24 protein-coding genes are annotated in these 23,834 nt (G+C 59.1%); 9 read left to right on the top strand and 15 right to left on the bottom strand.

The genetic code is table 11. The annotated features are described in order from the left end of the window. The first annotated feature begins 43 nt into the window (after positions 1-43). Positions 44-1,888 carry a cation:proton antiporter gene (locus ACSSNI_RS16880; protein ID WP_200638658.1) on the top strand — a complete coding sequence of 615 codons (1,845 nt, stop codon included), beginning with the start codon at positions 44-46 and terminating at the stop codon, positions 1,886-1,888. A 143-nt stretch (positions 1,889-2,031) separates the two neighbouring features. Here the strand turns inward: ACSSNI_RS16880 and rplS are convergent, their stop codons facing one another. The 5 genes from rplS to ffh all read right to left on the bottom strand — a co-directional run bounded on the left by rplS (position 2,032) and on the right by ffh (position 5,533). Further along, positions 2,032-2,382, bottom strand: coding sequence for a 50S ribosomal protein L19 (rplS, locus tag ACSSNI_RS16875; protein WP_102835714.1), 351 nt, complete (start codon positions 2,380-2,382; stop codon positions 2,032-2,034). 44 nt (positions 2,383-2,426) lie between these two features. Further along, complete coding sequence (gene trmD, locus ACSSNI_RS16870) at positions 2,427-3,203, bottom strand: tRNA (guanosine(37)-N1)-methyltransferase TrmD (protein ID WP_267908323.1); 777 nt, start codon at positions 3,201-3,203, stop codon at positions 2,427-2,429. Then, positions 3,185-3,721 carry a ribosome maturation factor RimM gene (rimM, locus tag ACSSNI_RS16865; protein ID WP_200638654.1) on the bottom strand — a complete coding sequence of 179 codons (537 nt, stop codon included), beginning with the start codon at positions 3,719-3,721 and terminating at the stop codon, positions 3,185-3,187. The genes trmD and rimM overlap by 19 nt, the downstream gene beginning before the upstream one ends. Before the next feature lie 5 nt (positions 3,722-3,726). Then, on the bottom strand, positions 3,727-3,978 hold the full coding sequence (rpsP, locus tag ACSSNI_RS16860) for a 30S ribosomal protein S16 (RefSeq protein WP_102835711.1): 252 nt from the start codon (positions 3,976-3,978) through the stop codon (positions 3,727-3,729). 175 nt (positions 3,979-4,153) lie between these two features. Beyond that, positions 4,154-5,533, bottom strand: coding sequence for a signal recognition particle protein (gene ffh / locus ACSSNI_RS16855; RefSeq protein ID WP_200638652.1), 1,380 nt, complete (start codon positions 5,531-5,533; stop codon positions 4,154-4,156). Between the two features lie 242 nt (positions 5,534-5,775). Here ffh and ACSSNI_RS16850 point away from each other — a divergent pair, with 242 nt between their 5' ends. Next, positions 5,776-6,576 carry a cytochrome C assembly family protein gene (locus ACSSNI_RS16850; RefSeq protein WP_102835709.1) on the top strand — a complete coding sequence of 267 codons (801 nt, stop codon included), beginning with the start codon at positions 5,776-5,778 and terminating at the stop codon, positions 6,574-6,576. Positions 6,577-6,585: 9 nt separating this feature from the next. Continuing rightward, positions 6,586-7,872 (top strand): HlyC/CorC family transporter, encoded by a 1,287-nt coding sequence (locus tag ACSSNI_RS16845; protein ID WP_200638650.1) that lies wholly within the window; start codon positions 6,586-6,588, stop codon positions 7,870-7,872. Between the two features lie 25 nt (positions 7,873-7,897). Here ACSSNI_RS16845 and purT read toward each other — a convergent pair whose 3' ends face one another. From purT to ACSSNI_RS16825, 4 genes are read right to left on the bottom strand one after another with little or no spacing between them, the layout of a single operon-like run. Then, a complete protein-coding gene (purT, locus tag ACSSNI_RS16840) occupies positions 7,898-9,079 on the bottom strand; it encodes a formate-dependent phosphoribosylglycinamide formyltransferase (protein WP_200638648.1) in 1,182 nt (393 codons plus the stop codon). Between the two features lie 56 nt (positions 9,080-9,135). Continuing rightward, positions 9,136-9,327 (bottom strand): DUF1289 domain-containing protein, encoded by a 192-nt coding sequence (locus ACSSNI_RS16835; protein WP_200638646.1) that lies wholly within the window; start codon positions 9,325-9,327, stop codon positions 9,136-9,138. After that, positions 9,324-9,848: a gamma carbonic anhydrase family protein gene (locus ACSSNI_RS16830; RefSeq protein ID WP_200638644.1), complete on the bottom strand. Its 525-nt coding sequence runs from the start codon at positions 9,846-9,848 to the stop codon at positions 9,324-9,326. Before ACSSNI_RS16830 ends, ACSSNI_RS16835 begins: the two co-directional genes overlap by 4 nt. Positions 9,849-9,850: 2 nt before the next feature. Continuing rightward, a complete protein-coding gene (locus ACSSNI_RS16825) occupies positions 9,851-10,465 on the bottom strand; it encodes a CoA pyrophosphatase (protein ID WP_102835704.1) in 615 nt (204 codons plus the stop codon). A 221-nt stretch (positions 10,466-10,686) separates the two neighbouring features. Here ACSSNI_RS16825 and ACSSNI_RS16820 point away from each other — a divergent pair, with 221 nt between their 5' ends. The 4 genes from ACSSNI_RS16820 (at position 10,687) to ACSSNI_RS16805 (ending at position 12,838) form a co-directional block, all read left to right on the top strand. After that, on the top strand, positions 10,687-11,241 hold the full coding sequence (locus ACSSNI_RS16820; RefSeq protein ID WP_102835703.1) for an NUDIX hydrolase: 555 nt from the start codon (positions 10,687-10,689) through the stop codon (positions 11,239-11,241). A 27-nt stretch (positions 11,242-11,268) separates the two neighbouring features. Then, positions 11,269-11,769, top strand: coding sequence for a L,D-transpeptidase family protein (locus ACSSNI_RS16815; RefSeq protein WP_102835702.1), 501 nt, complete (start codon positions 11,269-11,271; stop codon positions 11,767-11,769). 72 nt (positions 11,770-11,841) lie between these two features. Then, on the top strand, positions 11,842-12,291 hold the full coding sequence (locus ACSSNI_RS16810; protein WP_102835701.1) for a MarR family winged helix-turn-helix transcriptional regulator: 450 nt from the start codon (positions 11,842-11,844) through the stop codon (positions 12,289-12,291). 118 nt (positions 12,292-12,409) lie between these two features. Beyond that, entirely contained in the window at positions 12,410-12,838 is a 429-nt protein-coding gene (locus ACSSNI_RS16805; RefSeq protein WP_102835700.1) for an organic hydroperoxide resistance protein, read from the top strand. A 68-nt stretch (positions 12,839-12,906) separates the two neighbouring features. Here the strand turns inward: ACSSNI_RS16805 and ACSSNI_RS16800 are convergent, their stop codons facing one another. The 6 genes from ACSSNI_RS16800 to ACSSNI_RS16775 form a co-directional block, all read right to left on the bottom strand. Then, entirely contained in the window at positions 12,907-13,224 is a 318-nt protein-coding gene (locus ACSSNI_RS16800) for a YqfO family protein (RefSeq protein ID WP_200638643.1), read from the bottom strand. A gap of 204 nt (positions 13,225-13,428) precedes the next feature. Further along, a complete protein-coding gene (purL, locus tag ACSSNI_RS16795) occupies positions 13,429-17,325 on the bottom strand; it encodes a phosphoribosylformylglycinamidine synthase (protein ID WP_200638642.1) in 3,897 nt (1,298 codons plus the stop codon). Positions 17,326-17,476: 151 nt separating this feature from the next. Then, on the bottom strand, positions 17,477-18,253 hold the full coding sequence (locus tag ACSSNI_RS16790; protein ID WP_148926677.1) for an amino acid ABC transporter ATP-binding protein: 777 nt from the start codon (positions 18,251-18,253) through the stop codon (positions 17,477-17,479). A gap of 11 nt (positions 18,254-18,264) precedes the next feature. Next, a complete protein-coding gene (locus tag ACSSNI_RS16785) occupies positions 18,265-19,362 on the bottom strand; it encodes an amino acid ABC transporter permease (protein ID WP_102835696.1) in 1,098 nt (365 codons plus the stop codon). A gap of 10 nt (positions 19,363-19,372) precedes the next feature. Next, positions 19,373-20,557: an amino acid ABC transporter permease gene (locus ACSSNI_RS16780; RefSeq protein ID WP_200638640.1), complete on the bottom strand. Its 1,185-nt coding sequence runs from the start codon at positions 20,555-20,557 to the stop codon at positions 19,373-19,375. An 88-nt stretch (positions 20,558-20,645) separates the two neighbouring features. After that, positions 20,646-21,674 carry an amino acid ABC transporter substrate-binding protein gene (locus ACSSNI_RS16775; protein WP_148926680.1) on the bottom strand — a complete coding sequence of 343 codons (1,029 nt, stop codon included), beginning with the start codon at positions 21,672-21,674 and terminating at the stop codon, positions 20,646-20,648. Between the two features lie 342 nt (positions 21,675-22,016). On the opposite strand from ACSSNI_RS16775, the gene ACSSNI_RS16770 reads away from it, so the two are divergent. After that, entirely contained in the window at positions 22,017-22,673 is a 657-nt protein-coding gene (locus tag ACSSNI_RS16770; RefSeq protein WP_200638638.1) for an alpha/beta hydrolase, read from the top strand. Between the two features lie 217 nt (positions 22,674-22,890). Continuing rightward, the gene (locus ACSSNI_RS16765; RefSeq protein WP_159968855.1) at positions 22,891-23,826 is read left to right on the top strand and encodes a GGDEF domain-containing protein; all 936 of its coding nucleotides are present in this window, start codon (positions 22,891-22,893) and stop codon (positions 23,824-23,826) included. Positions 23,827-23,834: the final 8 nt, after the last annotated feature.

Here is a 23,834-nt window from a genome sequence, read left to right as displayed (position 1 = left end):
AAGCCCAATCCAACCGACCCGCCACTTTGAACACCTGGTAACCATGACCGAACAAGACATTCTTATTGCCCTCGCTGCGCTCGGCATCGCCTCGCTCGCCAGCCAATGGCTGGCATGGCGATTACGACTGCCAGCGATTCTGTTTCTCTTGCTGAGTGGGATCCTGGCCGGCCCCGTGCTCGGCTGGCTGGACCCGACTCGCCTGTTCGGCACACTGCTCTTTCCACTGGTTTCCCTGGCGGTGGCGTTGATTCTTTTTGAAGGCAGCCTGACGCTACGCGTCTCTGAGTTGCCGGGAATCGGCACCGTCGTGCGCCGCCTGACCGGCATTGGCGCGCTGACCACCTGGGGCGTGATCACCCTGTCCGCTCGTTGGCTGCTTGGCTTCGATTGGGACTTGGCGTTGCTCTTGGGAAGCTTGACGCTTGTAACGGGCCCGACAGTCATCGTACCGATGCTGCGCGTGGTGCGCCCCAACGCGGCGGTTGCCAATATCCTGAGGTGGGAAGGCATCATCATCGATCCGATCGGCGCTTTGCTTGCAGTGGTGGTTTACAGCTTCATCATTACACGAGGCACCGAGGCTGCCTGGACCCAGAGCTTGCAGACGTTCGGCGGGGTCCTGCTGTGCGGAACCGTGCTCGGAATAGCAGGAGGATGGACGCTCGGCCAACTGGTGAAAAGACACTGGCTGCCGGAGTATCTGCAGAATCTGGCGACACTGGCGTCAGTGCTCGGCGTATTCGTCACCGCCAATACCCTGGTGCATGAATCCGGCTTGCTGGCCGTCACGCTGATGGGGATCTGGCTTGCGAACATGAGAGATGTCGACGTGCGAGACATCCTTCACTTCAAGGAGAACCTGAGCATTCTGCTGATCTCGGGGCTGTTTATCCTGCTCGCAGCGATGCTCGACTTGACAGCCTTGGTGCAGCTGGGGCCGGCAGTGTTGATTCTTCTGGTGATCGTGCAATTCGTGGCCCGACCGCTGGCGATCACCCTGAGCACTTGGGGTTCCCAGTTGAACTGGCGGGAGAGGCTGCTGCTGGCATGGATTGCACCCCGTGGAATCGTGGCGGCTGCCGTGTCCGCAATCTTTGCGGTTCGCCTGGACGAAGCCGGCCACCAGGGCGCGCTGCTGCTCGTGCCCCTAACCTTCGCCGTCATCATCGGTACCGTCGTGCTGCAAAGCGCAACCGCACGCCCACTGGCGAGACTGCTGAAAGTCGCGGAACCGTCGCCAAGCGGCTTTTTGATCGTAGGCGCCAATCCGGTTGCAAGAGCGATAGGGCGCGCGCTGAGCGAACAAGGCGTGAGAGTCATGCTCACCGACTCCAGCTGGGACAATATTCGCGCGGCGCGGATGGAGAACCTGCCAACCTATTACGGGAACCCCGCCTCGCAACACGCCGAAAACCACCTCGACCTGGTTGGACTCGGGCACCTGCTGGCGTTGTCGCCTGTTGGAGAAATGAACACCCTCGCCGCCATGCGCTTCCGTCATGAGTTCGGCGTTGATCGACTGTTTAATCTGGCAAGCACACAAGAGAATCGACGCAGCGACAAACATCGTCCCAGCGACGAACACCGAGGCCGCCCGCTAGGTACGCCCACTCTGACCTACTCGCAACTTGCCGGGCGGCTTGGCCGAGGTGACTCACTTAAAAGCAACAAACTGACCGAAACCTTTGGCTGGCCGGAATACCAGACTCTAAATGGGTCAGGCGCAATCCTGTATTTCGCCATTGACAACCACGGCCATACACACGTGTTTCACCCGGATGCCCGCATCAAGCCGGAGGCTGGCTGGACCCTGATCGCCCTGACCGATAACGCAAACGTCCAAGCAGCCGTAAACAAACCCGAACCGGACCGTCCGAAAGCCTGAGCGCGCTAACACTTCCAGGCCCTACGAACAGCAACGGCCGCCGGCAGTAAGCCGCTCGCGCCCTGGCTACCCGGATTCGAGCAAAACCAACCGCCCACAAAAAAGCAGCCCGGAGGCTGCTTTTTTTGTTAAGGAAACTTTCCTCAGGAAAGCTTTTCCTTGATACGGGCTGCCTTGCCGGACAGCGCGCGGAGGTAGTACAGCTTGGCTTTACGGACATCACCACGGCGCTTGACGCTGAGGCTGTCGACCATCGGGCTGTAGTACTGGAAAGTACGCTCAACGCCTACACCGTTGGAGATCTTGCGAACGGTAAAAGCACTGTTCAGGCCGCGGTTACGCTTGCCAATCACAACGCCTTCAAAGGCCTGCAGACGCTCACGATCGCCTTCCTTCACCTTAACCTGGACAACTACGGTGTCACCGGGGGCGAACGGGGGCAGCTGCTTGGTCATCTGCTCGCTTTCAATCGCCTGAATAATCTTGTTGGTCATGCTGTGCTCCTGAGACAGGCCATGCTGGCGTGCCATCGATACGTTTAACTATCGTCCCGCTGGCGGATAAATTCCGCTAGCAGCTTTTGTTCTTCCCCAGAAAGCGAGCGGCTATCCAGAAGATCAGCGCGGCGTTCCCAGGTCCTTCCGAGGGACTGCTGTAAACGCCAACGCCGGATGTGTTCATGATTGCCGCTGAGCAACACGTCAGGAACACGTTTATCCGCATACACTTCCGGTCGCGTGTAATGCGGACAGTCGAGCAGGCCGTCAGTAAACGAGTCCTCCTCGGCTGAATCAGCATGACCCAATGCTCCAGGGAGCAGGCGGGTCACAGCATCGATCAGCACCATGGCCGGCAACTCACCGCCGGATAGCACATAGTCACCAATCGACCATTCCTCATCCACATGCGCTTCTATGAAGCGCTCGTCGATACCTTCGTAACGACCTGCGATGAGGATCAATCCTTCCTCACCCGCCAATGCACGGACGTCAGCCTGTTTAAGCTGTCGCCCCTGGGGAGAGAGATAAATCACCTTGGCCTTCTCACCTGCAGCATGCCGAGCATCTGCAAGCGCGAGTTCCAGTGGCTTGATCTTCATCACCATACCCGGACCGCCCCCGAAAGGCCGATCATCGACCGTCTGATGACGGTCTTCGGTATACGCTCGAGGATTCCAGCAATGCAGCTGGAGTAACCCCTGCTTTACTGCCCGGCTGGTGATTCCATATTCACTGATAGCAGCAAACATGTCCGGGAACAGACTGATGACATCGACACGAAGATTGGGCATGTTGACTAGAAGTCCGCATCCCATTCGACCCGCATCTCGCCTGCTTCCAGATCGATCTTCAAAACACACTGATCGGTGTAGGGCAACAAGCGTTCGCGATCATCCAGACTGCCGTCGAACGGCTTGACCACCATGACGTCATTGGCGCCCGTTTCGAGCAGATGATCGACCCGACCGAGCACCTGCTCGACCTGGTTGATGATCGTCAGACCCTGCAACTGGTACCAGTAGTAATCATCACCGGTCAGCTGGGGTAGCTCACTGCGAGGAATACAGATCTCGAAGTCGGCGTATGTACGCGCTTCTTCTCGATCCGTCAGCCCTTTCAGCGTAGCCACCAGGATCTTGCCCTGGAGGCGACCCTTCACCAGCTCAACCTGCTTGACTTCATCGCCTCGCCTCAGCGTCCAGCGACGATACTCCAGCAGATTGTCGATTGGATCGGTGAAAGAATAGATCTTCACGTCACCACGCACGCCATGCACCGATACGATCTTGCCGATGACGATCAGGTCTTCGGCCGGAGCTGACGTTTCGTTCATATTGTTCAGGCAGCGGCCTTAGCAGCTTCCTTCAGCAGCTGAGCAACACGCTCAGACGGCTGTGCGCCCTGACCCAGCCAGTAAGTAGCGCGCTCCTGGTTTACAGAAAGCTTCACTTCCGCACCCGAGGCGATCGGATTGAAGAAGCCGATACGCTCAACGAAACGACCATCGCGCGGGTTGCGGCTGTTGGTCACGGTCAGGTGGTAGAAAGGGCGCTTCTTGGAGCCGCCACGGGCGAGACGAATAGTTACCATGTGAACATCGTTCCTGTAGTCGGTACAGCAAATCTGAATGCAGGGCCCAAGGCCCGAAAGGCCGCATATTCTAAGGAATATCCGGTTTTTTGCAAATGGCTTTTTCAAAAACAACTGCAGGCCTCGCCAGCAGGCCTGTTCAGCCTCAGCGCAGCCCGCTGAGGCGCTCGGAAAACTAGAACTTGGGCATTCCGCCGCCGCCCGGCAGCATCCCACCCATGCCGCGCATCATCTTCGCCATGCCGCCTTTGCCGCTGACCTTCTTCATCATCTTTTGCATCTGTTTGTGCTGCTTGATCAAGCGACCGATGTCCTGAACCTGCGTGCCGGAACCCATCGCAATGCGACGTTTGCGCGAACCGCTGATGATATCCGGATTGCGGCGCTCGACAGGGGTCATCGAATTGATGATGGCCTCCATCTGTTTGAATTGCTTTTCCGCAGCGCCCTGGGCATTTCCCATCTGCGACAAATTCATGCCACCGATCGAGGGCAGCTTATCCATCAAGCCGCCTAGGCCACCCATGTTCTTCATTTGCTGAAGCTGATCACGGAAATCTTCCAGATCGAATCCCTTGCCCTTCTTCAGTTTCTTGGTGAGCTTCTCTGCCTTTTCCCGGTCGAGCGTTTGCTCGGCCTGCTCGATCAGACTGAGCACATCGCCCATGCCCAGGATTCGAGAAGCGATCCGGTCCGGATGGAACGGCTCAAGCGCATCGCTCTTCTCACCCACCCCCAGAAACTTGATCGGCTTACCGGTGATATGACGTACCGAAAGCGCAGCCCCGCCACGCGCATCACCGTCGACCTTGGTTAGCACAACGCCCGTCAGCGGAAGCGCTTCACCAAAAGCTTTTGCAGTATTAGCGGCGTCCTGACCCGTCATGGCGTCAACTACGAACAAGGTCTCTGCGGGCTTGATCGCCGCATGGACGGCCTGGATTTCGGCCATCATCTCCGCATCAATCGCTAGACGACCCGCGGTATCGACCAGAACCACATCGATGTATTTGAGCTTGGCCTCACGGATAGCCGCTTGAGCAATCTCGACCGGCTTCTGGCTGGTGTCAGAAGGAAAGAAAGTCACCCCTACTTCCGCAGCAAGCGTCTCCAACTGCTTGATCGCTGCAGGGCGATAGACATCGGCAGACACCACCAATACCGATTTCTTCTTGCGCTCCTTCAGGAATCTAGCCAGCTTGCCGACGGTAGTCGTCTTACCTGCCCCTTGCAGGCCTGCCATCAGAATCACCGCAGGCGGAACAACACTGAGAGCGAGGTCTTCGTTCGCCGCGCCCATCAACTCTTCCAGCTCGACGCGCACGATTTTCACAAATGCCTGACCAGGCGTCAGGCTCTTGGAGACCTCCGTACCGACTGCCCTGTCCTTGACCCTGGCCACAAACTCCTTGACCACGGGTAGCGCTACGTCGGCTTCTAGCAATGCCATTCGTACTTCGCGCAGGGTGTCCTTGATGTTGTCCTCGGTCAGCTTGGCCTTGCCGGTGACATGGCGAAGGGTCTGCGAGAGGCGGTCGGTTAGGTTTTCAAACATGTGCCATTTCCACGCTGGGTGTGGTTAAGGCCCCGATTATAGAAGCTGCGCACCCCTGGCCGGTACCCCGCCATCAATGCTTTTCATCGAGCGGCCCCAACCATAACTGTCCTGATGACCGCCAGCCGGCCGACGGTTCCCCCATCAACCGGCTTTACGGCGGCAGCCGCGGCCAACCGCACACTTTTGCGCACCCGACGTTTATGCCACACTCATCGCTTTTCGAGCCTACTAACAGACCTATGCACCCTTTGCTCCCGAGCCTAGCTGCCGCCTGCCTTTATGCCGGCGTCACCGGATACCAGGGCCTGCGCCTGGCGCAACGCACCGTGCCGGATAAGCGTTTGCTGCTTATCCTGGGCGCATTGGCGCTCGCCGCACATGGCGTGAGCCTGTTCATCCAGCTGCTTTCACCGAGCGGCCTGCATCTGGACTTCTTCACCGCCTCGAGCCTGATTGCTGCTGCTGTGATCTTGTTGATCCTGCTCGCGCTTTACCGAATGCCCGTGGAAAACCTGCTGCTGTTGCTCTTTCCGCTGGGCTGCCTGACCGTGCTATTTGCCCAGTTCGCGCCGTCCGGCACGGCACCTGCCATTGCCGAGCAGCCGGGCATCCTGGCGCATATCCTGTTTTCCATCCTCGCCTACGGGATGCTCACGATTGCCGTGTTTCAATCATTGCTGCTACTGCTGCAGGATCATCATCTTAAGCACAAGCACCCGTCCGGCCTGATCAGGAACTTCCCACCGCTGCAGACCATGGAGAGCCTGCTATTCGGTTTTCTGCTCGCCGGCTGGCTGCTGCTCTCGGCATCGCTCATTTCCGGCTGGATCTTCCTCGACAACCTTTTCGCGCAACATCTGGTACATAAAACCTTGCTGTCCGTGGTCGCCTGGGTGGTGTTCGGCATGCTGCTATGGGGGCGTCATCAGCTGGGCTGGCGCGGCTACAAGGCCATCCGCTGGACGCTGGCAGGCTTCTGCTTGCTGATGCTGGCGTACTTCGGCAGCAAGCTGGTCCGCGAATTCATTCTGCATATCTAGGACCACCACGTGGAGAATCTACACCCCGGCTTTCTGGTCGGCATGCTGGTCGGTCTGCTGTTGTGCTCGGCATTCTTTTCCAGCTCCGAAACTGGAATGCTCAGCCTCAATCGTTATCGCCTGCGTCATCAGGCCAAGGAAGGGCACCGCGGCGCAAAACGCGCCAGCGCCCTGCTTGAACGCCCAGATCGACTGCTCGGGACCATCCTGGTCGGCAACAACTTCGTCAACATTCTCGCTTCCGCGATTGCCACCGTCCTGGCCATCAAGCTGTGGGGCGAGGCCGGAATCGCAATCGCGACCATCGGGCTGACGATCGTCCTGCTGATCTTTGGGGAAATAACCCCAAAAACCCTCGCCGCCTTGCGCCCTGAAGCCGTGGCTTATCCCGTCAGCCTGCCGCTGCTGATGCTGCAGAAAGTACTGTACCCCTTGGTGGCACTGCTCAACTGGATCAGCAATGGCCTCCTCAAGCTGCTCGGCGTTGACCTGTCCAACAAAGGCAGCGACAGCCTGTCCACGGAAGAACTGCGCAGCGTGGTGCACGAGTCAGGCAGCGACATGCCAATGAAACGGCAAAGCATGCTGCTCGGGATCCTTGATCTGGAACGGGTAACAGTCGACGACATCATGATTCCGCGTAACGAGGTCGCCGGCATCGATCTCGAAGATGACCTCGAGACCATCGTGACTCAGTTGCGCACGACGCCACACACCCGCCTTCCCGTGTTTCGCAAGGACATCAACCAGATAGAAGGCATCGTGCATATGCGTCAGATTGCGCGCCTGCTCAGCCATGACCAGCTGACACGGGAGAGCCTGCTGGAAGCATGCGACGATCCTTACTTCATTCCAGAGAACACCCCGCTCTCCACACAGCTGGTCAATTTCCAGAAGCAGAAACGCCGAATCGGCATCGTCGTTGATGAGTACGGCGATGTGCTGGGGATCGTGACCCTGGAAGATATTCTCGAAGAAATCGTCGGTGAGTTCAGCAATCAGGACGCGTTGCGCAGCCCGGACATACATCCTCAGGACGACGGCACCCTGGTGATCGACGGCGCCGCTTACCTGCGCGAAGTCAACCGCGCGCTGGGGTGGCAGCTACCCTGTGATGGCCCCAAGACGCTTAACGGGTTGATTACTGAAGCGCTTGAACATATTCCCGACAGCGGAATATGCCTGCAAATCAACCAGTACCGACTCGAGATCTTGCAGGCGGCAGATAACCGCGTCAAAAGCGTACGCGCCTGGGTGATCGAGGAGCCTCAGGATTCAAAGGGCGACGGTCAATAACCGACGGCGCCCAGGTAGCCCGGGACTAGAGCGCTGTATCGATCGCCGAGACCGCCCGCAGCGCTTTTGCACGCGCCGCCTCTATCGATGCGTCACGGGCCAGCGCAACACCCATACGCCGCTGACCACTGAGACCGGGCTTGCCAAACAGGCGCAGCGCAGTATCCGGTTCGTCCAGCGCGGCAGCCAGATTGCCGAAGCTCACCTGATCGGATTCACCCTCTACCAGCAGCACAGCAGAAGCAGACGGACCGAACTGACGAATTGCCGGAATCGGCAGTCCGAGAATCGCTCGCGCGTGCAGGGCGAATTCGGACAGGTCCTGGGATATTAGGGTTACCAGCCCCGTATCATGTGGCCGCGGTGAAACCTCGCAAAACCACACCTTGTCGCCCTTGATGAACAGCTCGACCCCAAAGATGCCACGCCCACCCAAGGCACTGGTGACCGCCAAGGCGATTCGCTCGGCCTCCGCCATCGCAGAGACGGTCATCGCCTGTGGTTGCCACGACTCCTGGTAGTCACCCTTTTCCTGACGATGCCCGACCGGCTGGCAGAAGGTAGTCCCGCCTGCGTGGCGGACCGTCAGCAAGGTAATCTCGTAGTCGAAATCAATGAAGCCCTCAACGATAACGCGCCCTTTCCCCGCGCGACCGCCGGCCTGGGCATACTCCCAGGCCTTGAGAAGATCGTCTTCACTGCGCAAAACGGATTGCCCCTTGCCTGACGAACTCATCACAGGCTTGATCAAGCAAGGAAAGCCGAGCTCGGAGACCGCCGCACGGCACGCCTCCAGAGAATCAGCAAAACGGTATGGCGAGGTTGGCAGCCCCAGCTCTTCGGCAGCCAGTCGGCGGATACCCTCTCGATTCATGGTGAGCTGCGCGGCCCGCGCGGTAGGAATAACGGTATAGCCTTCGCGCTCCAGTTCCACTAGCGTCGCAGTGGCAATCGCCTCGATTTCGGGAACGATGAAATGCGGATTTTCCTGCTCGATGATGGCCCGCAATGCTGCGCCGTCGAGCATGTCGATCACATGATGGCGGTGCGCAACCTGCATGGCTGGCGCGTTGGCGTAGCGGTCCACCGCGATGACTTCCACGCCCAGACGTTGAAGCTCGATGACCAGCTCTTTGCCGAGTTCACCAGAACCACAAAGCAGCACGCGGGTAGCACTGGCCGATAGCGGCGTACCAATTCGGGGCATGACATTCCTCGCAATACGGAAAAGGGAAAGATGATCAGCAGCGTGGTGCGCTTCGACTAAAACAGCAGACCGCTTTGGCGAGCACGCTCGTGACAACGCAACAGCACCTGTCGCCGCTCAGGATTATCCATTCGTCCCCAGCGCCGAATCTCATCGATACTACGCTGGCAACCCGTGCAGATATCGTCTTCGTCCAGTGCGCAGACACTAACGCAGGGGGATGCCACTTGCTTCTCCGCTGCTATCAATCGTTCTGCTCCGCCAGCTCACGCGCATAGCGCTGAGCGTTGTGCACGTAGTGCGCCGCGCTGGCTTCAAGCATTTTCTTCTGCTGTTCGGTCAGCTCACGGACCACCCTGCCCGGCGAACCGACGACCAACGAACCGTCCGGTATCTCCTTGCCCTCGGCAATCAGCGTGTTAGCGCCGATGATGCAGTATTTGCCGATCTTCGCGCCGTTGAGAACCACGGCATTGATACCAACCAGGCTGTAGTCACCCACCGAGCAGCCGTGCAACATGGCGTTGTGACCAACAGTGACTCCGGTACCCAGCGTCAACGGATAGCCCATATCAGTGTGCATAACGCTGCCATCCTGCACGTTGCTGTTCTCACCGATATGGATCAACTCGTTGTCACCACGCAGCACGGCACCAAACCAGACGTTGGCGCCGGCATCGAGACGAATCTTGCCCACCAACGTGGCATTTGGTGCTACCCAGCTCTGCGGATGGGTTTCAACGAGGGAATCACCCAGGCGATATTTCACGGTTATGACCTCTTCTGGCTCAGATCGATGTAGGAGGTGGGAGGCCGGCGCATTTCGATCCCGGCGTCGTACACCAGATTGACTAACTCGACGACCATGATCGCTGTCAGACCCCAGATCTTGTATTCGCCATACTGGTAAGACGGGACGTACCATGCGCCGCCCTGGTAGTCGATCCGGTGGGTTACTTCACGCGCATCCTCGCAGAAGAACTCCAGCGGGACGGAAAACACCGACGCGATTTCCGCATCGTTGGCGCGATATTCGACGTAGTCCGGGACGATTCCGACGTAGGGCGTGACATGGATCCCGTGCAGTGAAACCAGACTGCTCAAAGGCCCAACGATTTCAACTATCCCCGGCGCTAGCCCGACTTCTTCCTCAGCCTCGCGCAAAGCGGTGTGGATGAGGTCACGATCCTCCGGATCGCGTCGCCCCCCAGGGAATGCTACCTCACCGCCATGGGTAGACAGACCACTGGCGCGCAGGGTCAGCACCAGTTCCGGCGAGTCGCTGCGGGTAATGGGCATCAATACGGCCGCCTCGGGCATCCTGCCTTCCGGCTCCAGAAGATGCGGAGAGTAATCACGCACCCGTTGGAGAATCTTGTCCAGCATCGAACTTCTCTTTCTGTCTTTGCCTCGCATCATGGCATGAATCACCGAGGCGCCCAAGGCAGGCCTAACCAAAATCCAGCGGCCCTGGCACCCTTGGCAATGACGCGTTCGACGAGGCCAACCGTTGCTGGCAAACTTTCCCCTGCCAGCCGGCTCTCAGCAATAGCCAGCTCGATGATCGAAACTGGAATTAGCCAACTACCGCAATTGAAGGAGTCGCGATGAAATTTTGTAGTCAGTGCGGCGACTCGGTCATATCGCGGGTGCCCGAGGGCGATAATAGGCAACGTTTCGTCTGTACGTCCTGCGATACGATCCACTACCAGAACCCGCGCATCGTCGCGGGCTGTCTGCCAGTCTGGGATGAGTGCGTGCTGCTTTGCCGGCGCGCAATCGAGCCACGACGGGGATATTGGACACTGCCGGCGGGCTTTATGGAAAACGGCGAAACCGTTCAACAGGCAGCAGAACGCGAAACTCTCGAGGAAGCGTGCGCCCGTGTCACCGGCCTGCAGCTGTACACACTGTTCGACTTGCCGCATATCAACCAGGTCTACATGTTCTTTCGCGCCGAACTGGTCGATGAACGATTCAGTCCAGGAGACGAAAGCCTCGAAGTCCGGCTCTTTCGACAAACCGATATCCCTTGGTCAGAGCTGGCTTTTCCGACCGTCGGCCGTACCCTAGAATACTTCTTCGCCGACCGGGTGCAGCAGGCCTTCCCGGTGCGCAACGAAGCCATCGAAGCAATGCGGGTGGCGCGCAAACAGGTCTGATGCAGTTTTGATTCAGGATTCGCCCCAATGCGCTGGCTGTTAGCAATAGTCTGCTTTAGTTTCGCCACCCTCTCTTGCGCAAACGCGGCCCCCACCCTCGACGACTCGTTCATCGACAAAGTCCTGGTGGTCAAGTCCGAGCGCAAGCTTCACTTGATCAGCCGCGGCGTCAGCATGAAAAGTTACCGTGTCTCTCTCGGTAAACAAGCAGGTCCCAAACAACGCGAAGGAGACCAGCGCACCCCTGAAGGTCTTTACTGGATCGACTGGCGCAAAGTCTCAGACAAGTACAACCTGGCGATGCACATCTCTTACCCGAACGCCAAGGACCTGGCACGCGCGAGCAGCGAGGGCGCGAGACCGGGCAGCATGATCATGTTGCATGGCACGCCGCTCGACGAAGAATACCCCGAGTGGTACTTCCACACGCTCGACTGGACGGAAGGCTGCATCGCCCTGAAGAACGACGATATGCGCGAGATCTGGAGTCTGGTTAAAGACGGCACCTTGATAGAAATTCGCCCATGAACGAGGCCGAGCTTGGCAATAGGCAAGGCCGCGCGCTAGGGTGAAAGCCATTTTCTCGCTATTCGACCTCTCATGACGAAGCGCCCCTCCGACGAACAACTGCAGCTGGATCACCAGCTGTGTTTCGCCCTGTATTCTGCCTCTCTGCAGATGACCAAAGCGTACAAGCCGCTTTTGCAGAGCATCGGCCTCACCTACCCGCAATACCTGGCCATGCTCGTCCTTTGGGAGCGCGACGGCCTGACCGTCGGGGAGATCAGCGCGCGCTTGCTGACCGAGCCCGGGTCATTGACCCCTTTACTCAAGCGCCTGGAGGCCGAAGGCCTGATCAGCCGTACCCGCAGCAGCCGCGACGAGCGAGTGGTCGAACTGCGTCTCACGGAGGCCGGGCGGGCCATGAAAGTGCAGGCTCGCGACTTTCCGGCCTGCATGCTCGAATGCACAGGGCAATCACAGGAAGCGTTGTTGGCACTACGCGATCAGCTCGTTTCCCTTCGAAGCGCATTGCTGGCCCGCGACTAACTGCACCCCTCCTCCACACCTTGATGCAAGCGCGTGGACATTGAAGCCATTTTATCTTGCGCGATAAACATTATCGCGATAATTTAAATGGACTACCCATTCTTGGAGGACGCGAACCATGCAAAGCATCAAGGCTCTCTATACCGCCACGGCCACCGCAACCGGCGGTCGCGATGGCCGTGCTGTATCGCCAGACGGTCTACTCGACCTGAAACTGTCCACGCCTCGCGAGCTCGGCGGCCAAGGCGGCGATGGCACCAACCCGGAGCAGCTCTTCGCCGCGGGGTATTCGGCTTGCTTCATAGGCGCACTCAAGTTTGCCGCGAGCCAGCTGAAGCAGCCGCTTCCTGCCGACACTTCGGTCTCGGGTCAGGTCGGCATAGGCCAGATTCCCGGAGGTTTCGGTCTTGAAGTGGAGCTGAACGTCAATCTTCCAGGCCTGGAGCAGACCGCAGCCGAGCAGCTGACCGAAGCGGCGCACCAAGTCTGTCCCTATTCCAACGCTACACGTGGGAACATCGAAGTACGCCTGAACGTCAGCGTCTGACTAGCTGACATGATGCAAAAAAGCCGAATCACCAGTGGCGACTCGGCTTTTCTATCGACATCGATCAGTCAGAACTGCAGGTCGGACAGCCGCCAGACTTCGAAAGCTGGCGTCTCGTAAGGATGAGTGCGTTTGAGCGCCTTGACGCTATCGTGGATCAGCTCATCAGCGACCACCAACTCGACCTTCCATTCGGAAACCGATTGAACCTGGCCCTGCGCCCCCAGATAGGGCGTGCTGCCCTCCAGTGGGCGATATTGCCCATGCCCCAACACCTGCCAGCAGCAACTGTCGTACGCACCGATACGCCCGCCACCCGCCGCAAAAACCGCTTGTTTGACGGCATCCAGATGGCTCTCTGGGACATAGAAACACAGCTTGTACATCAACATCTCCGCACTGAAAAACGGTGAGCAGAGCACGAGCTCCGCCGGGTGGATTATGTTCAGGTCCAGAGCGTCCTTGCGTGCCCCAGGTCAAGATCAGACGTTGACCTCGGTGCTTGGTTCAGCGGTCGCGAGGTAACGCCTCACAGGCATTAAAAAGCCCGAAGCGCTCGCACGCTTCGGGCTCTTTATCTCAGATCAACTTCAATCCACCCACACCCGCGCATTACGGAACATACGCATCCAGCCGCCGTCTTCCTGCCACTCGTCCGGACGCCAGGAGTTGGTGACGGCACGGAATACGCGCTCAGGGTGCGGCATCATGATCGTCACACGCCCGTCCCGAGTCGTCAGGCCGGTAATGCCACGGGGCGAGCCGCCAGGGTTGGCCGGGTACCGCTCGGTGACCTTGCCGTGATTATCGATGTAGCGCAGCGCTACCGTGCCGGACAAGTCGGCTTCAAGCAGCGCCTCCTCGCTTTCGAATTCCGCGTGACCTTCGCCATGAGCAATGGCAATCGGCAAACGCGATCCGGCCATACCTTGGAGGAAGATCGACGGCGAATCCTGAACCTGGACCATCGCCACACGCGCTTCGAACTGCTCAGAACGGTTACGCACGAAGTGCGGCCAGGATTCGCTGCCAGGTACCAGCTCGTGAAGGTTAGACAACATCTGACATCCATTACAGACGCCAAGGGCAAAGCTGTCTTTACGCTCAAAGAAGGCACTGAAATCTTCACGCGCGCGAGCATTAAACAGTATCGACTTGGCCCAGCCTTCGCCGGCGCCCAGCACGTCGCCGTAGGAGAAACCGCCACAAGCCACCAACCCCTTGAAGCGCTCAAGACTGATGCGGCCTGACAGAATATCGCTCATGTGCACGTCGACCGCGGCGAAACCCGCGCGATCGAACGCTGCCGCCATTTCAGTCTGGCCGTTTACGCCTTGCTCACGAAGGATCGCCACCTCAGGCCGTACGCCACGCTTAATATACGGCGCAGCGATATTGTCGTTCACGTCAAAACCTAACGTGACGCTCAACCCGGGGTTGTCTTCCTCAAGCAGTGCATCGAACTCCTGATCGGCGCAGTCGACGTTGTCCCGAAGGCGCTGGATCTGATAGCTCGTCTCGGACCACTGCCGCTGTAGCAGACGGCGATCACCTGCGAAGACATCAACGCCTTCGAACTTGATTGCCACATGGCCGTTGTTGACGGGCTGCCCGATGACCGACACGCAGTCGGCAAGCCCTGCCGCGCTGAACTGTGCGAGCACGATTTCCGTGTCGCCCTGACGAACCTGGACCAGCGCACCCAGTTCTTCGTTGAACAAAGCTGCCGGGATATGAGCAGCGGTTTCAACAAGCGAATCGAGATTCAGGTTGAGACCGCAATGACCGGCAAAGGCCATTTCCAGCGCGGTGGTCAGCAAGCCGCCGTCGGAACGATCGTGGTAAGCCAGCAACAGCCCGTCGGCGTTAAGCCCCTGGATCACGGCGAAGAAGGCTTGCAGATCTTCCGCATCGTCCACATCCGGCGCCTGACGGGCCATCTGGCCGTAGACCTGCGCCAGGATGGACGCCCCCATACGGTTCTGGCCGCGACCAAGATCAATCAGGATCAGGTCGGTTTCGCCCTTGTCCAGACGCAGCTGCGGCGTCAGAGTCTGGCGAATGTCGACAACCGGGGCAAAGCCGGACACCACGAGCGAAAGTGGCGAGGTAACGCTCTTGTCTACGCCCTCGTCGCTCCAGCGGGTCTTCATCGACATGGAGTCTTTGCCCACTGGAATAGTGATACCCAGCTCAGGACACAGCTCCATGCCAACCGCCTTGACCGTGTCGAACAGACGCGCATCCTCGCCCGGATGCCCGGCAGCGGCCATCCAGTTGGCAGATAGCTTGATGTCGGAAATCTTCTCGATGCGGGCGGCGGCAAGGTTGGTCAGCGTTTCGCCGATGGCCATACGACCCGAAGCCGGCGCGTCAAGCAAAGCCAGCGGCGTGCGCTCGCCCATGGCCATGGCCTCACCGGTATAAACGTCATAGCTGGTAGCCGTAACCGCGCAGTCGGCCACCGGCACCTGCCAGGGCCCGACCATCTGATCGCGCGCGACCATGCCGGTGATGCTGCGATCACCGATGGTGATCAGGAAGCTCTTGCTCGCGACCGCAGGGTGATGAAGCACGCGATTGATCGCCTCGGAGAGGTCGACCTGATCAGCTGAAAAGTCATCCCCCAGTTCGGCTTCACGAACGGCGCTGCGATGCATGCGCGGCGCTTTGCCGAGCAAAACGTTGAGCGGCATATCGACCGGCTTATCACCGAAATGGCTGTCGGCCACCGTCAGGTGCGGCTCGGCCGTGGCTTCGCCGACTACGGCGAAGGGGCAACGCTCGCGCTTGCAAATCTCTTCGAAACGCTCGAGATCAGCCGCATCGACCGACAGGACATACCGCTCCTGGGACTCATTGCACCAGATCTCATGCGGCGCCATGCCTGGCTCATCGTTAGGCACCTTGCGCAGTTCGAAACGACCGCCACGACCGCCGTCATTGACCAACTCAGGGAAAGCGTTGGACAGGCCGCCGGCACCGACGTCGTGGATGAACTTGATCGGGTTCTTGTCGCCGAGCTGCCAGCAGCGATCGATAACTTCCTGACAGCGACGCTCCATTTCTGGGTTGTCACGCTGCACTGACGCGAAATCCAGATCGGCCGAACTGCTGCCGGTCGCCATGGAGGATGCCGCGCCACCGCCCAGGCCGATGAGCATCGCCGGGCCACCTAGCACGATCAGTTTGCCGCCGACCGAGATTTCGGCTTTCTGAACATGATCTTCACGAATGTTGCCCATACCGCCGGCCAACATGATCGGCTTGTGATATCCGCGGACTTCCTCACCACGCGGCGTGCTGATCGCCTGCTCGAAGGTCCGGAAATAGCCATTCAGAGCTGGACGACCGAATTCGTTGTTGAAAGCCGCGCCACCCAGAGGGCCTTCGATCATGATGTCGAGCGGCGTGACGATGCGCTCAGGCTTGCCGTATGGCACTTCCCAAGGCTGTTCGAAGCCTGGGATGTTGAGGTTGGACACGGTGAACCCGGTGAGGCCGGCCTTCGGCTTGGCGCCACGTCCAGTTGCGCCTTCATCTCGTATTTCGCCACCGGAGCCGGTAGCCGCGCCCGGGAATGGCGCAATGGCGGTCGGGTGGTTGTGCGTTTCGACCTTCATCAAGATGTGCACGGGCTGCTGGTTCGCCGCGTATTCACCCGTTTCCGCGTCCGGGTAGAACCGTCCGGCTACGTTACCGACGATGACCGCAGCGTTGTCCTTGTAGGCCGACAACACACCTTCGCCGTGCATCTGAAAGGTATTCTTGATCATGCCGAACAGCGACTTTTCCTGGCTTTCGCCATCGATGTCCCAGCTGGCATTGAAGATCTTGTGACGGCAATGCTCGGAGTTGGCCTGCGCGAACATCATCAGTTCGATGTCGTGCGGGTTACGCCCAAGCCCGTTGAAACTGGTAACCAGATAGTCGATCTCGTCTTCGGCCAATGCCAGACCCAATTCCACGTTGGCCTGTTCCAGCGCGGCACGGCCACCCGCCAGCACATCGATCGCGCGCAGCGGCTTGGGTTGTGCGTGGCTGAACAGTTCTGCCGCGCCTTCGAACTGCTCGAGCACCAGCTGAGTCATCCGGTCGTGCAGGGCCGCTGCGATCAGGCCCGCATCGGCCTCCGAGAAATCGCCTTCGACATAGTAGGCAATACCGCGCTCAAGGCGCTGAATCTTGTCGATGCCACAATTTCGCGCAATGTCGCTGGCCTTGCTGGACCAGGGCGAGATGGTGCCGAAGCGCGGGATCACCAGGAACAGTCGTCCTGCAGGCTCCTGAACCGGAACGCTGGGGCCGTATTTCAACAGCCGGGCCAGTACTTGCTGCTCGTCCGCACCAAGCGTGCCGGACACCTCGGCGAAATGAGCAAACTCGGCGTACAACCCGCGCACAGCGGGGACCTTATCGGTCAATTGGGCCAGGAGCTTACCGTGACGGAAGGCGGAAAGAGCGGGAGCGCCGCGCAGGATCAACATCGTCGGAACAGCCTCGGAGGGGGGAGCAGTCGGGCCGCGTATTCTAGCCCATGACGGCGCCCGAGGCTAAGGGGACGCCGTCGAATTAAGCTCGGAGACAGAAGCTGAACATTCAGTCAGAACTGAACGTTCAGCCCGATGCAGCGACCAGTCAATGCAGAATCTGACTGAGGAACAGCTTGGTCCGTTCGTTACTGGGGTTGGTGAAGAAGGTCTCTGGGTCGGCCTCCTCGACGATCTCGCCCTTGTCCATGAAGATCACCCGATCAGCGACGGTGCGCGCGAAGCCCATCTCATGGGTCACGCAAAGCATCGTCATACCACTTTCGGCGAGGCCGACCATGGTATCGAGCACCTCCTTCACCATCTCCGGGTCCAGTGCCGAGGTGGGCTCGTCGAACAGCATGATCTTTGGCTTCATGCACAGCGCCCGCGCAATCGCGACCCGCTGCTGCTGACCGCCAGACAGCTGCCCTGGAAACTTGTCGGCCTGCTCCGGGATACGTACTCGCTCGAGGTAATGCATGGCGACCTCCTCAGCCTGGCGCCGGGGCATCTTGCGTACCCACATTGGAGCCAGGGTGCAGTTCTGCAGCACCGTGAGATGGGGGAACAGGTTGAAGTGCTGGAACACCATGCCGACCTCGCTGCGAATCGCTTCGATTTGCTTGAGGTCATTGGTCAGCTCAACGCCATTGATGACGATACGACCCTGCTGATGCTCTTCCAGCCGGTTGAGGCAGCGAATGGTAGTGGACTTGCCGGAGCCGGACGGACCGCAAAGGACGATACGTTCGCCCTGGGTGACGTTCAGATTGATGTCCTTGAGCACGTGAAACTGACCGAACCACTTGTGCACACCCTGCATCTGGATCACGGATTCACCGGGCTGCTCGGGCTGCTGGCTATTCAAAGATGTTTCATTCATGTGTAACGCTCCTAATTCCGGTGACCTGTGTCGAGCTTGCGTTCCAGATGCATGGAATAGCGCGACATGCCAAAACAGAAAATCCAGTAGACCAGCGCTGCAAACACATACCCCTCGGTCGACATGCCCAGCCAGGCAGGGTCCGAAGTGGCGCGCTTGATGCTGTTGAGGAAGTCGAACAGGCCGATGATGATCACCAGGCTCGTGTCCTTGAACAGTGCGATGAAGGTGTTGACGATGCCCGGAATGACCATCTTCAGCGCCTGCGGCAGGATGACAAGAATCATGCTGCGCCAGTAGCCCAAGCCCATCGCTGCGGCCGCCTCGTATTGCCCTTTGGGGATCGCCTGCAAGCCTCCGCGCACGACTTCGGCGATGTAGGCCGCCTCGAAGAAAATCACCATCACCATGGCGCGCATCAGCTTGTCGAGGTTCATGCCCTCCGGCAGGAACAACGGCAGCATCACCGAGGACATGAACAGCACGGTGATCAGCGGGACACCGCGCCAGAACTCGATGAAAGTGATGCACAGCACGCGGATAGCCGGCATGTCGGAACGCCGCCCCAGCGCCAGCAGAATTCCGAGCGGCAGTGCCCCAGCGATACCCACTGCCGCGATGACGATGGTCAGCATCAGCCCGCCCCAGCGGCTCGTAGGCACTGTTTCTAGTCCCAGAAAACCACCGTGCAACAACCAGTAAGCAACCAGCGGGTAAATCACCAGAAAGGCGATACCGTAGCTTGCTTTATGCCGCATCTGCTTCAGGAACAGCGGCGCCGCACCGATGATGGCGAGCCAGGCAGTGGCATCCACACGCCAGCGCAGCTCCGGCGGGTAAAAACCGTACATGAATTGGCTGAAACGTGTCTGCACGAACACCCAGCACGCCCCCTCACGACTGCAGTCGGCACGGGTGTCACCGGTCCAGTCGGCCTTGATGATGGCCCAGTCGATGAGGGGCGGCACTATCAGCCAGATCAGATAGAGGCCGACCAAGGTCAGCAGCGTATTGATCCAGCTAGAAAACAGATTGGCCCGCATCCAGCCCAGCACACCAATATTGGTGGACGGAGCCGGCAGGTCCGGTTTGAAAGTATGGCTTGTCATGCGCTGATCCTCACCGCTCGATTAGCGCAATGCGCTTGTTGTACCAGTTCATCAGCAGCGAAATGCTGATGCTGATGGCGAGGTACACACTCATGGTGATGGCCATGGTTTCGATCGCCTGGCCGGTCTGGTTGAGCACCGTGCCGGCAAACAGCGAAACCATGTCCGGATAGCCGATCGCAGCGGCGAGCGAGGAGTTTTTGGCGAGGTTGAGGTATTGGCTGGTCAGCGGAGGAATGATCACCCGCATGGCTTGGGGAATGATCACCAACCGCAAAACACGACCCGGACGAAGGCCCAACGAAGCCGCCGCCTCGGTCTGACCGTGGCTCACTGACTGGATGCCTGCGCGCACCGTTTCACCGATAAAGGCGGCGGTATAGATCGACAACGCCAGCACAATCGACACCAGTTCCGGAATCACCACCCAGCCACCGCGAATGTTGAAACGCTGCAGCTCCGGCACTTCCCACAGAAAGGGCGCGCCCATGATCAGCGAGCAAAGCCCTGGAATTGCGATAAACAGCGCCAGGCTGGCGGAGAACACTGGAAATGTCTGGCCGGTGGCGTGACGCCGAGCGCGTGCCCAGCGATTGAGCATCACGATTGCGACCAGCGCCACAAACATGGCTACCCAGAACGACCAGAACCCCTCTCCGGCGCTCGGGGCCGGCATCTGCACACCTCGGTTGTTGATGAACACCACGTCCCAAAGACTCAAGCTTTCCCTGGGCCCGGGCAGCGGGCTGAGCACCGCAAAGTAGACAAAGAAAATCTGTAGCAACGGGGGGATGTTGCGAAACGTCTCGATATAAACGGTGGCGATCTTGCGGATCAACCAATTGGGAGACAGCCGGGCTACACCGAGAATGAAACCGATGATGGTCGCCAGGATGATGCCGATGATGCTTACCAGCAGCGTATTGAGCAGGCCGACCCAGAAGGCCCGACCGTAAGAGTCGCTCTCGCTGTAGTCAATCAGATGCTGGGAGATGCCGAAGCCGGCAGCGTTATCGAGAAAACCGAAGCCTGACGTGATGCCTCGGTGGGCAAGATTGGTCTGGGTGTTGTGAAACAAAAACCAGCCAATCCCTACTACGGTTATTACGGCGATGATCTGGAACACCCAGGCACGCGCCTGCGGATCCGTGAGCAGCGAGCCGCGCGCGGCCCCCGCTTTGGCAATGGTTCGCATCAAGAAACCTCATACGGCGCTGCCGGTGCTCTGGCACCGGCAGCGCTCATCCTTGAAACAAGGCCGGCTGCGCGCCGGCCCGGCTCGGTCAACGCACCGGAGGTGCGTACTGCAGACCTCCATTGGTCCAAAGCGCGTTCAGGCCGCGTTCGATCTTCAGATCGCTACCGGAACCGATGTTGCGCTCGAACACTTCACCGTAGTTACCAACTTGCTTGACGATCTGTACGGCCCAGTCCTTAGGCAGCTTCAGATCTTTACCATATTCACCTTCGGCGCCCAGCAGGCGCGCCACGTCAGGATTCTTGGTGTTCTTAGCCTTCTCTTCGACGTTCGCCGAAGTGATCCCCAGCTCTTCGGCATTGATCATGCCGTACAGAGCCCAACGAACGATGTCGAACCACTCTTCATCGCCCTGACGCACGGCCGGGCCAAGCGGCTCTTTAGAAATGACTTCTGGAAGCACTACATAGTCGCCCGGTTTCGCCAGCTTGATGCGCTGGGCGTAGAGCTGAGACTGGTCAGAGGTGAGCACGTCGCAACGCCCTGACTCCAGCGACTTGGCGCTCTCGTCGGAGGTGTCGTAGGTGATCGGGGTGTATTTCAGGTTGTTGGCGCGGAAATAGTCAGAGAGATTCAGCTCTGTGGTAGTGCCGGCCTGGATGCAGACCGTCGCGCCATCGAGCTCCTTGGCGCTGGAGACACCAACTGCCTTGTTGACGAGAAAGCCCTGCCCGTCGTAGTAGGTCACGCCGGTGAAGTTCAGGCCCATTGCTGCATCGCGTGAACTGGTCCAGGTGGTGTTACGCGACAGCATGTCGACTTCACCGGACTGCAGCGCGGTGAAACGCTCCTTGGCGGTCAGCGGACTGTACTTGACCTTGCTCGCATCGCCAAAAACTGCGGCCGCAACGGCACGGCAGATATCCACGTCGATTCCCTTGTACTCGCCCTTGGCATCGGTATAGGAGAAGCCCGGTAGCCCGTCGCTCACGCCGCATTGCACGAAGCCTTTGCTCTTCACCGCGTCCAGAGTCGCCCCTGCCTGAGCCAAGCCGCTTGCGCCCAAAAGTGTCGCGGCACCAAGCACGGCCAGTGTGGATTTAACCCTTATCATCGAAACCTCCAGTTTGCTTTTATTCTTGTGGTTAGAGTCTTCCGCCTGGATCGCAGGCTGCCGCTCGATACCTTTCGAGGGGACGAAGAAGAAACTGACCTCAGTCTAGCCGCCGTTTGATTATCAGCAACTCTTCCCTACACGCATGGTTGCAGAAGTGCCGACGACTTCCGGCGCATGGGTATCTCGACCAAAGCAAGCGGCGTACCAGAACCTGAAACGCCGTCGCGCGCGGCTGCGCGCTTCATTGCCAGGCTCGCTACAGGTAACCTCGCTGCAGATTGCTGCATTTTTCTCTGCGCCCGCACCATCCTGGCGCGCATCATACGAACGGAGCCCATCATGAGTGACCCCCTGATCATCGAGCCCGCAATAACCGCCGACGCTTGCGTCATCTGGTTGCATGGTCTCGGTGCCGACCGCTACGACTTCCTGCCGGTTGCGGAAGCCCTGCAACAACGCTTGACGACGACCCGCTTCGTGCTGCCTCAAGCCCCGACTCGCGCAGTCACCATCAACGGTGGCTGGGCCATGCCAAGCTGGTACGACATTGTTGCAATGAGCCCCGCTCGCGCCATCGACCAGGCTCAGCTGGAACAGTCCGCGCAGAGCGTGATCGACCTGATCGAAGCACAGCGCGACAGCGGCATCGATCCCGCGCGTATTTTTCTTGCCGGTTTTTCCCAAGGCGGCGCTGTGGTCTACCACACGGCCTTCCTGCGCTGGCCCGGCCCGCTGGGCGGCGTCATTGCCCTCTCCACTTACGCACCGACCTTCAATCCCGACCTGAAGTTGTCGCCCTTGCAGGCCATGCTCCCGGTACTGGCGCTACACGGCACCCGAGATGGTGTTGTGCTGCCGGCGATGGGGCGCGCCGCCTATGACTGCCTGATACAAAATCAGGTGCAGGCACAATGGAAGGATTACCCGATGGCCCATGAGGTAGTACCCGAGGAAATCCGCGATATCGGCGAATGGCTGGCCGCTCGGCTGGATTGATGTCCTCAGCGATAGTTGACCGACTGCAAAGAAAAAATGTGACGCTGCGCGCCTGTCCCGGTAAGCGAATACGGCTACGCTTGGCCTGGGTAGAGCAAGACTCGATGCGCCTGCCGTAGTAGTGAGCATTGCGGCCAGAAGAAGCCGACCCAGCCAGCCCTAAAGGGACGCGTGCGAGAGCCATGACGAGGATGTCATCCGAACAGGTGGTGCAGCCATGAACCCAGCCAATTGGCGGGTGGAAATGCAGCACCTCAAAGAGGCGCGGCTACTAGACCGGGTGGACGAGCCCTGCCTGCGCCTGCTGCAGGAAGTCTTCGAGCCCTGCACGGCCGCGCCTGGCGAGGTTCTGTTATCGCCGCACGAACATAACCACTACCTTTATCTGGTGCTCGGAGGCGAGCTGGCGGTTCATCTGGATTCGCTCGAAGGCAGCCCTGTTCGACTGATTGGTCCAGGCGAATGCGCTGGCGAAATCAGCTTCATGGACGATCTGCCCCCGTCGGCCTACGTCCTCGCCCTGGAGGATACGGTCTTGCTGCGCGTGCATCGACGCTCGATGCAGTTGCTGACCCGCTCGCCACAATTGATGCAGAACCTGGCGGAACTGCTCTGCCAGCGCGTGCGCCTGAGCGACCGGCTGATCATCAACAGCGAGCAGAACGCTAACATCGACAAGCTGACCGGCTCGTTCAACCGCCGCTGGCTTGAGCATATTTATGGGCGTGAAAGTGCCCGTTGCGCACTTGGTGGCCAGCCGCTGTCGTTACTCATGCTCGATGTCGACCGCTTCAAGGAGTACAACGATAGACATGGCCACCTGGCTGGCGATCATGCGCTGTGCCTGGTAGTCAATACGCTCGGCAAACTCCTGCGGCCGGCCGACAGTCTGGTGCGCTATGGCGGTGAAGAGTTCGTAGTGCTGCTGCCCGAGATGACCTTTGGAGATGCACAAAACGCGGCAGAGCGATTGCGCCGCAGTCTTGCAGAGATCAACTCGTTTCATTCGCCGATCGGCTTATTGCCGGGAGTGACCATTTCGATCGGCGTAGCGCCGATGCGATTGAACGATGACCTGGACAGCCTCATCAACGTGGCTGATCGAGCTCTTTACCGGGCCAAGGAACAGGGCCGAAATCGAGTTTGCGCGTGACAGTGCGC

Source organism: Stutzerimonas tianxiuensis (assembly GCF_053470365.1).
Note: the sequence above shows the minus strand (reverse complement) of the source record. Positions and strands in the feature narration are given on the sequence as shown.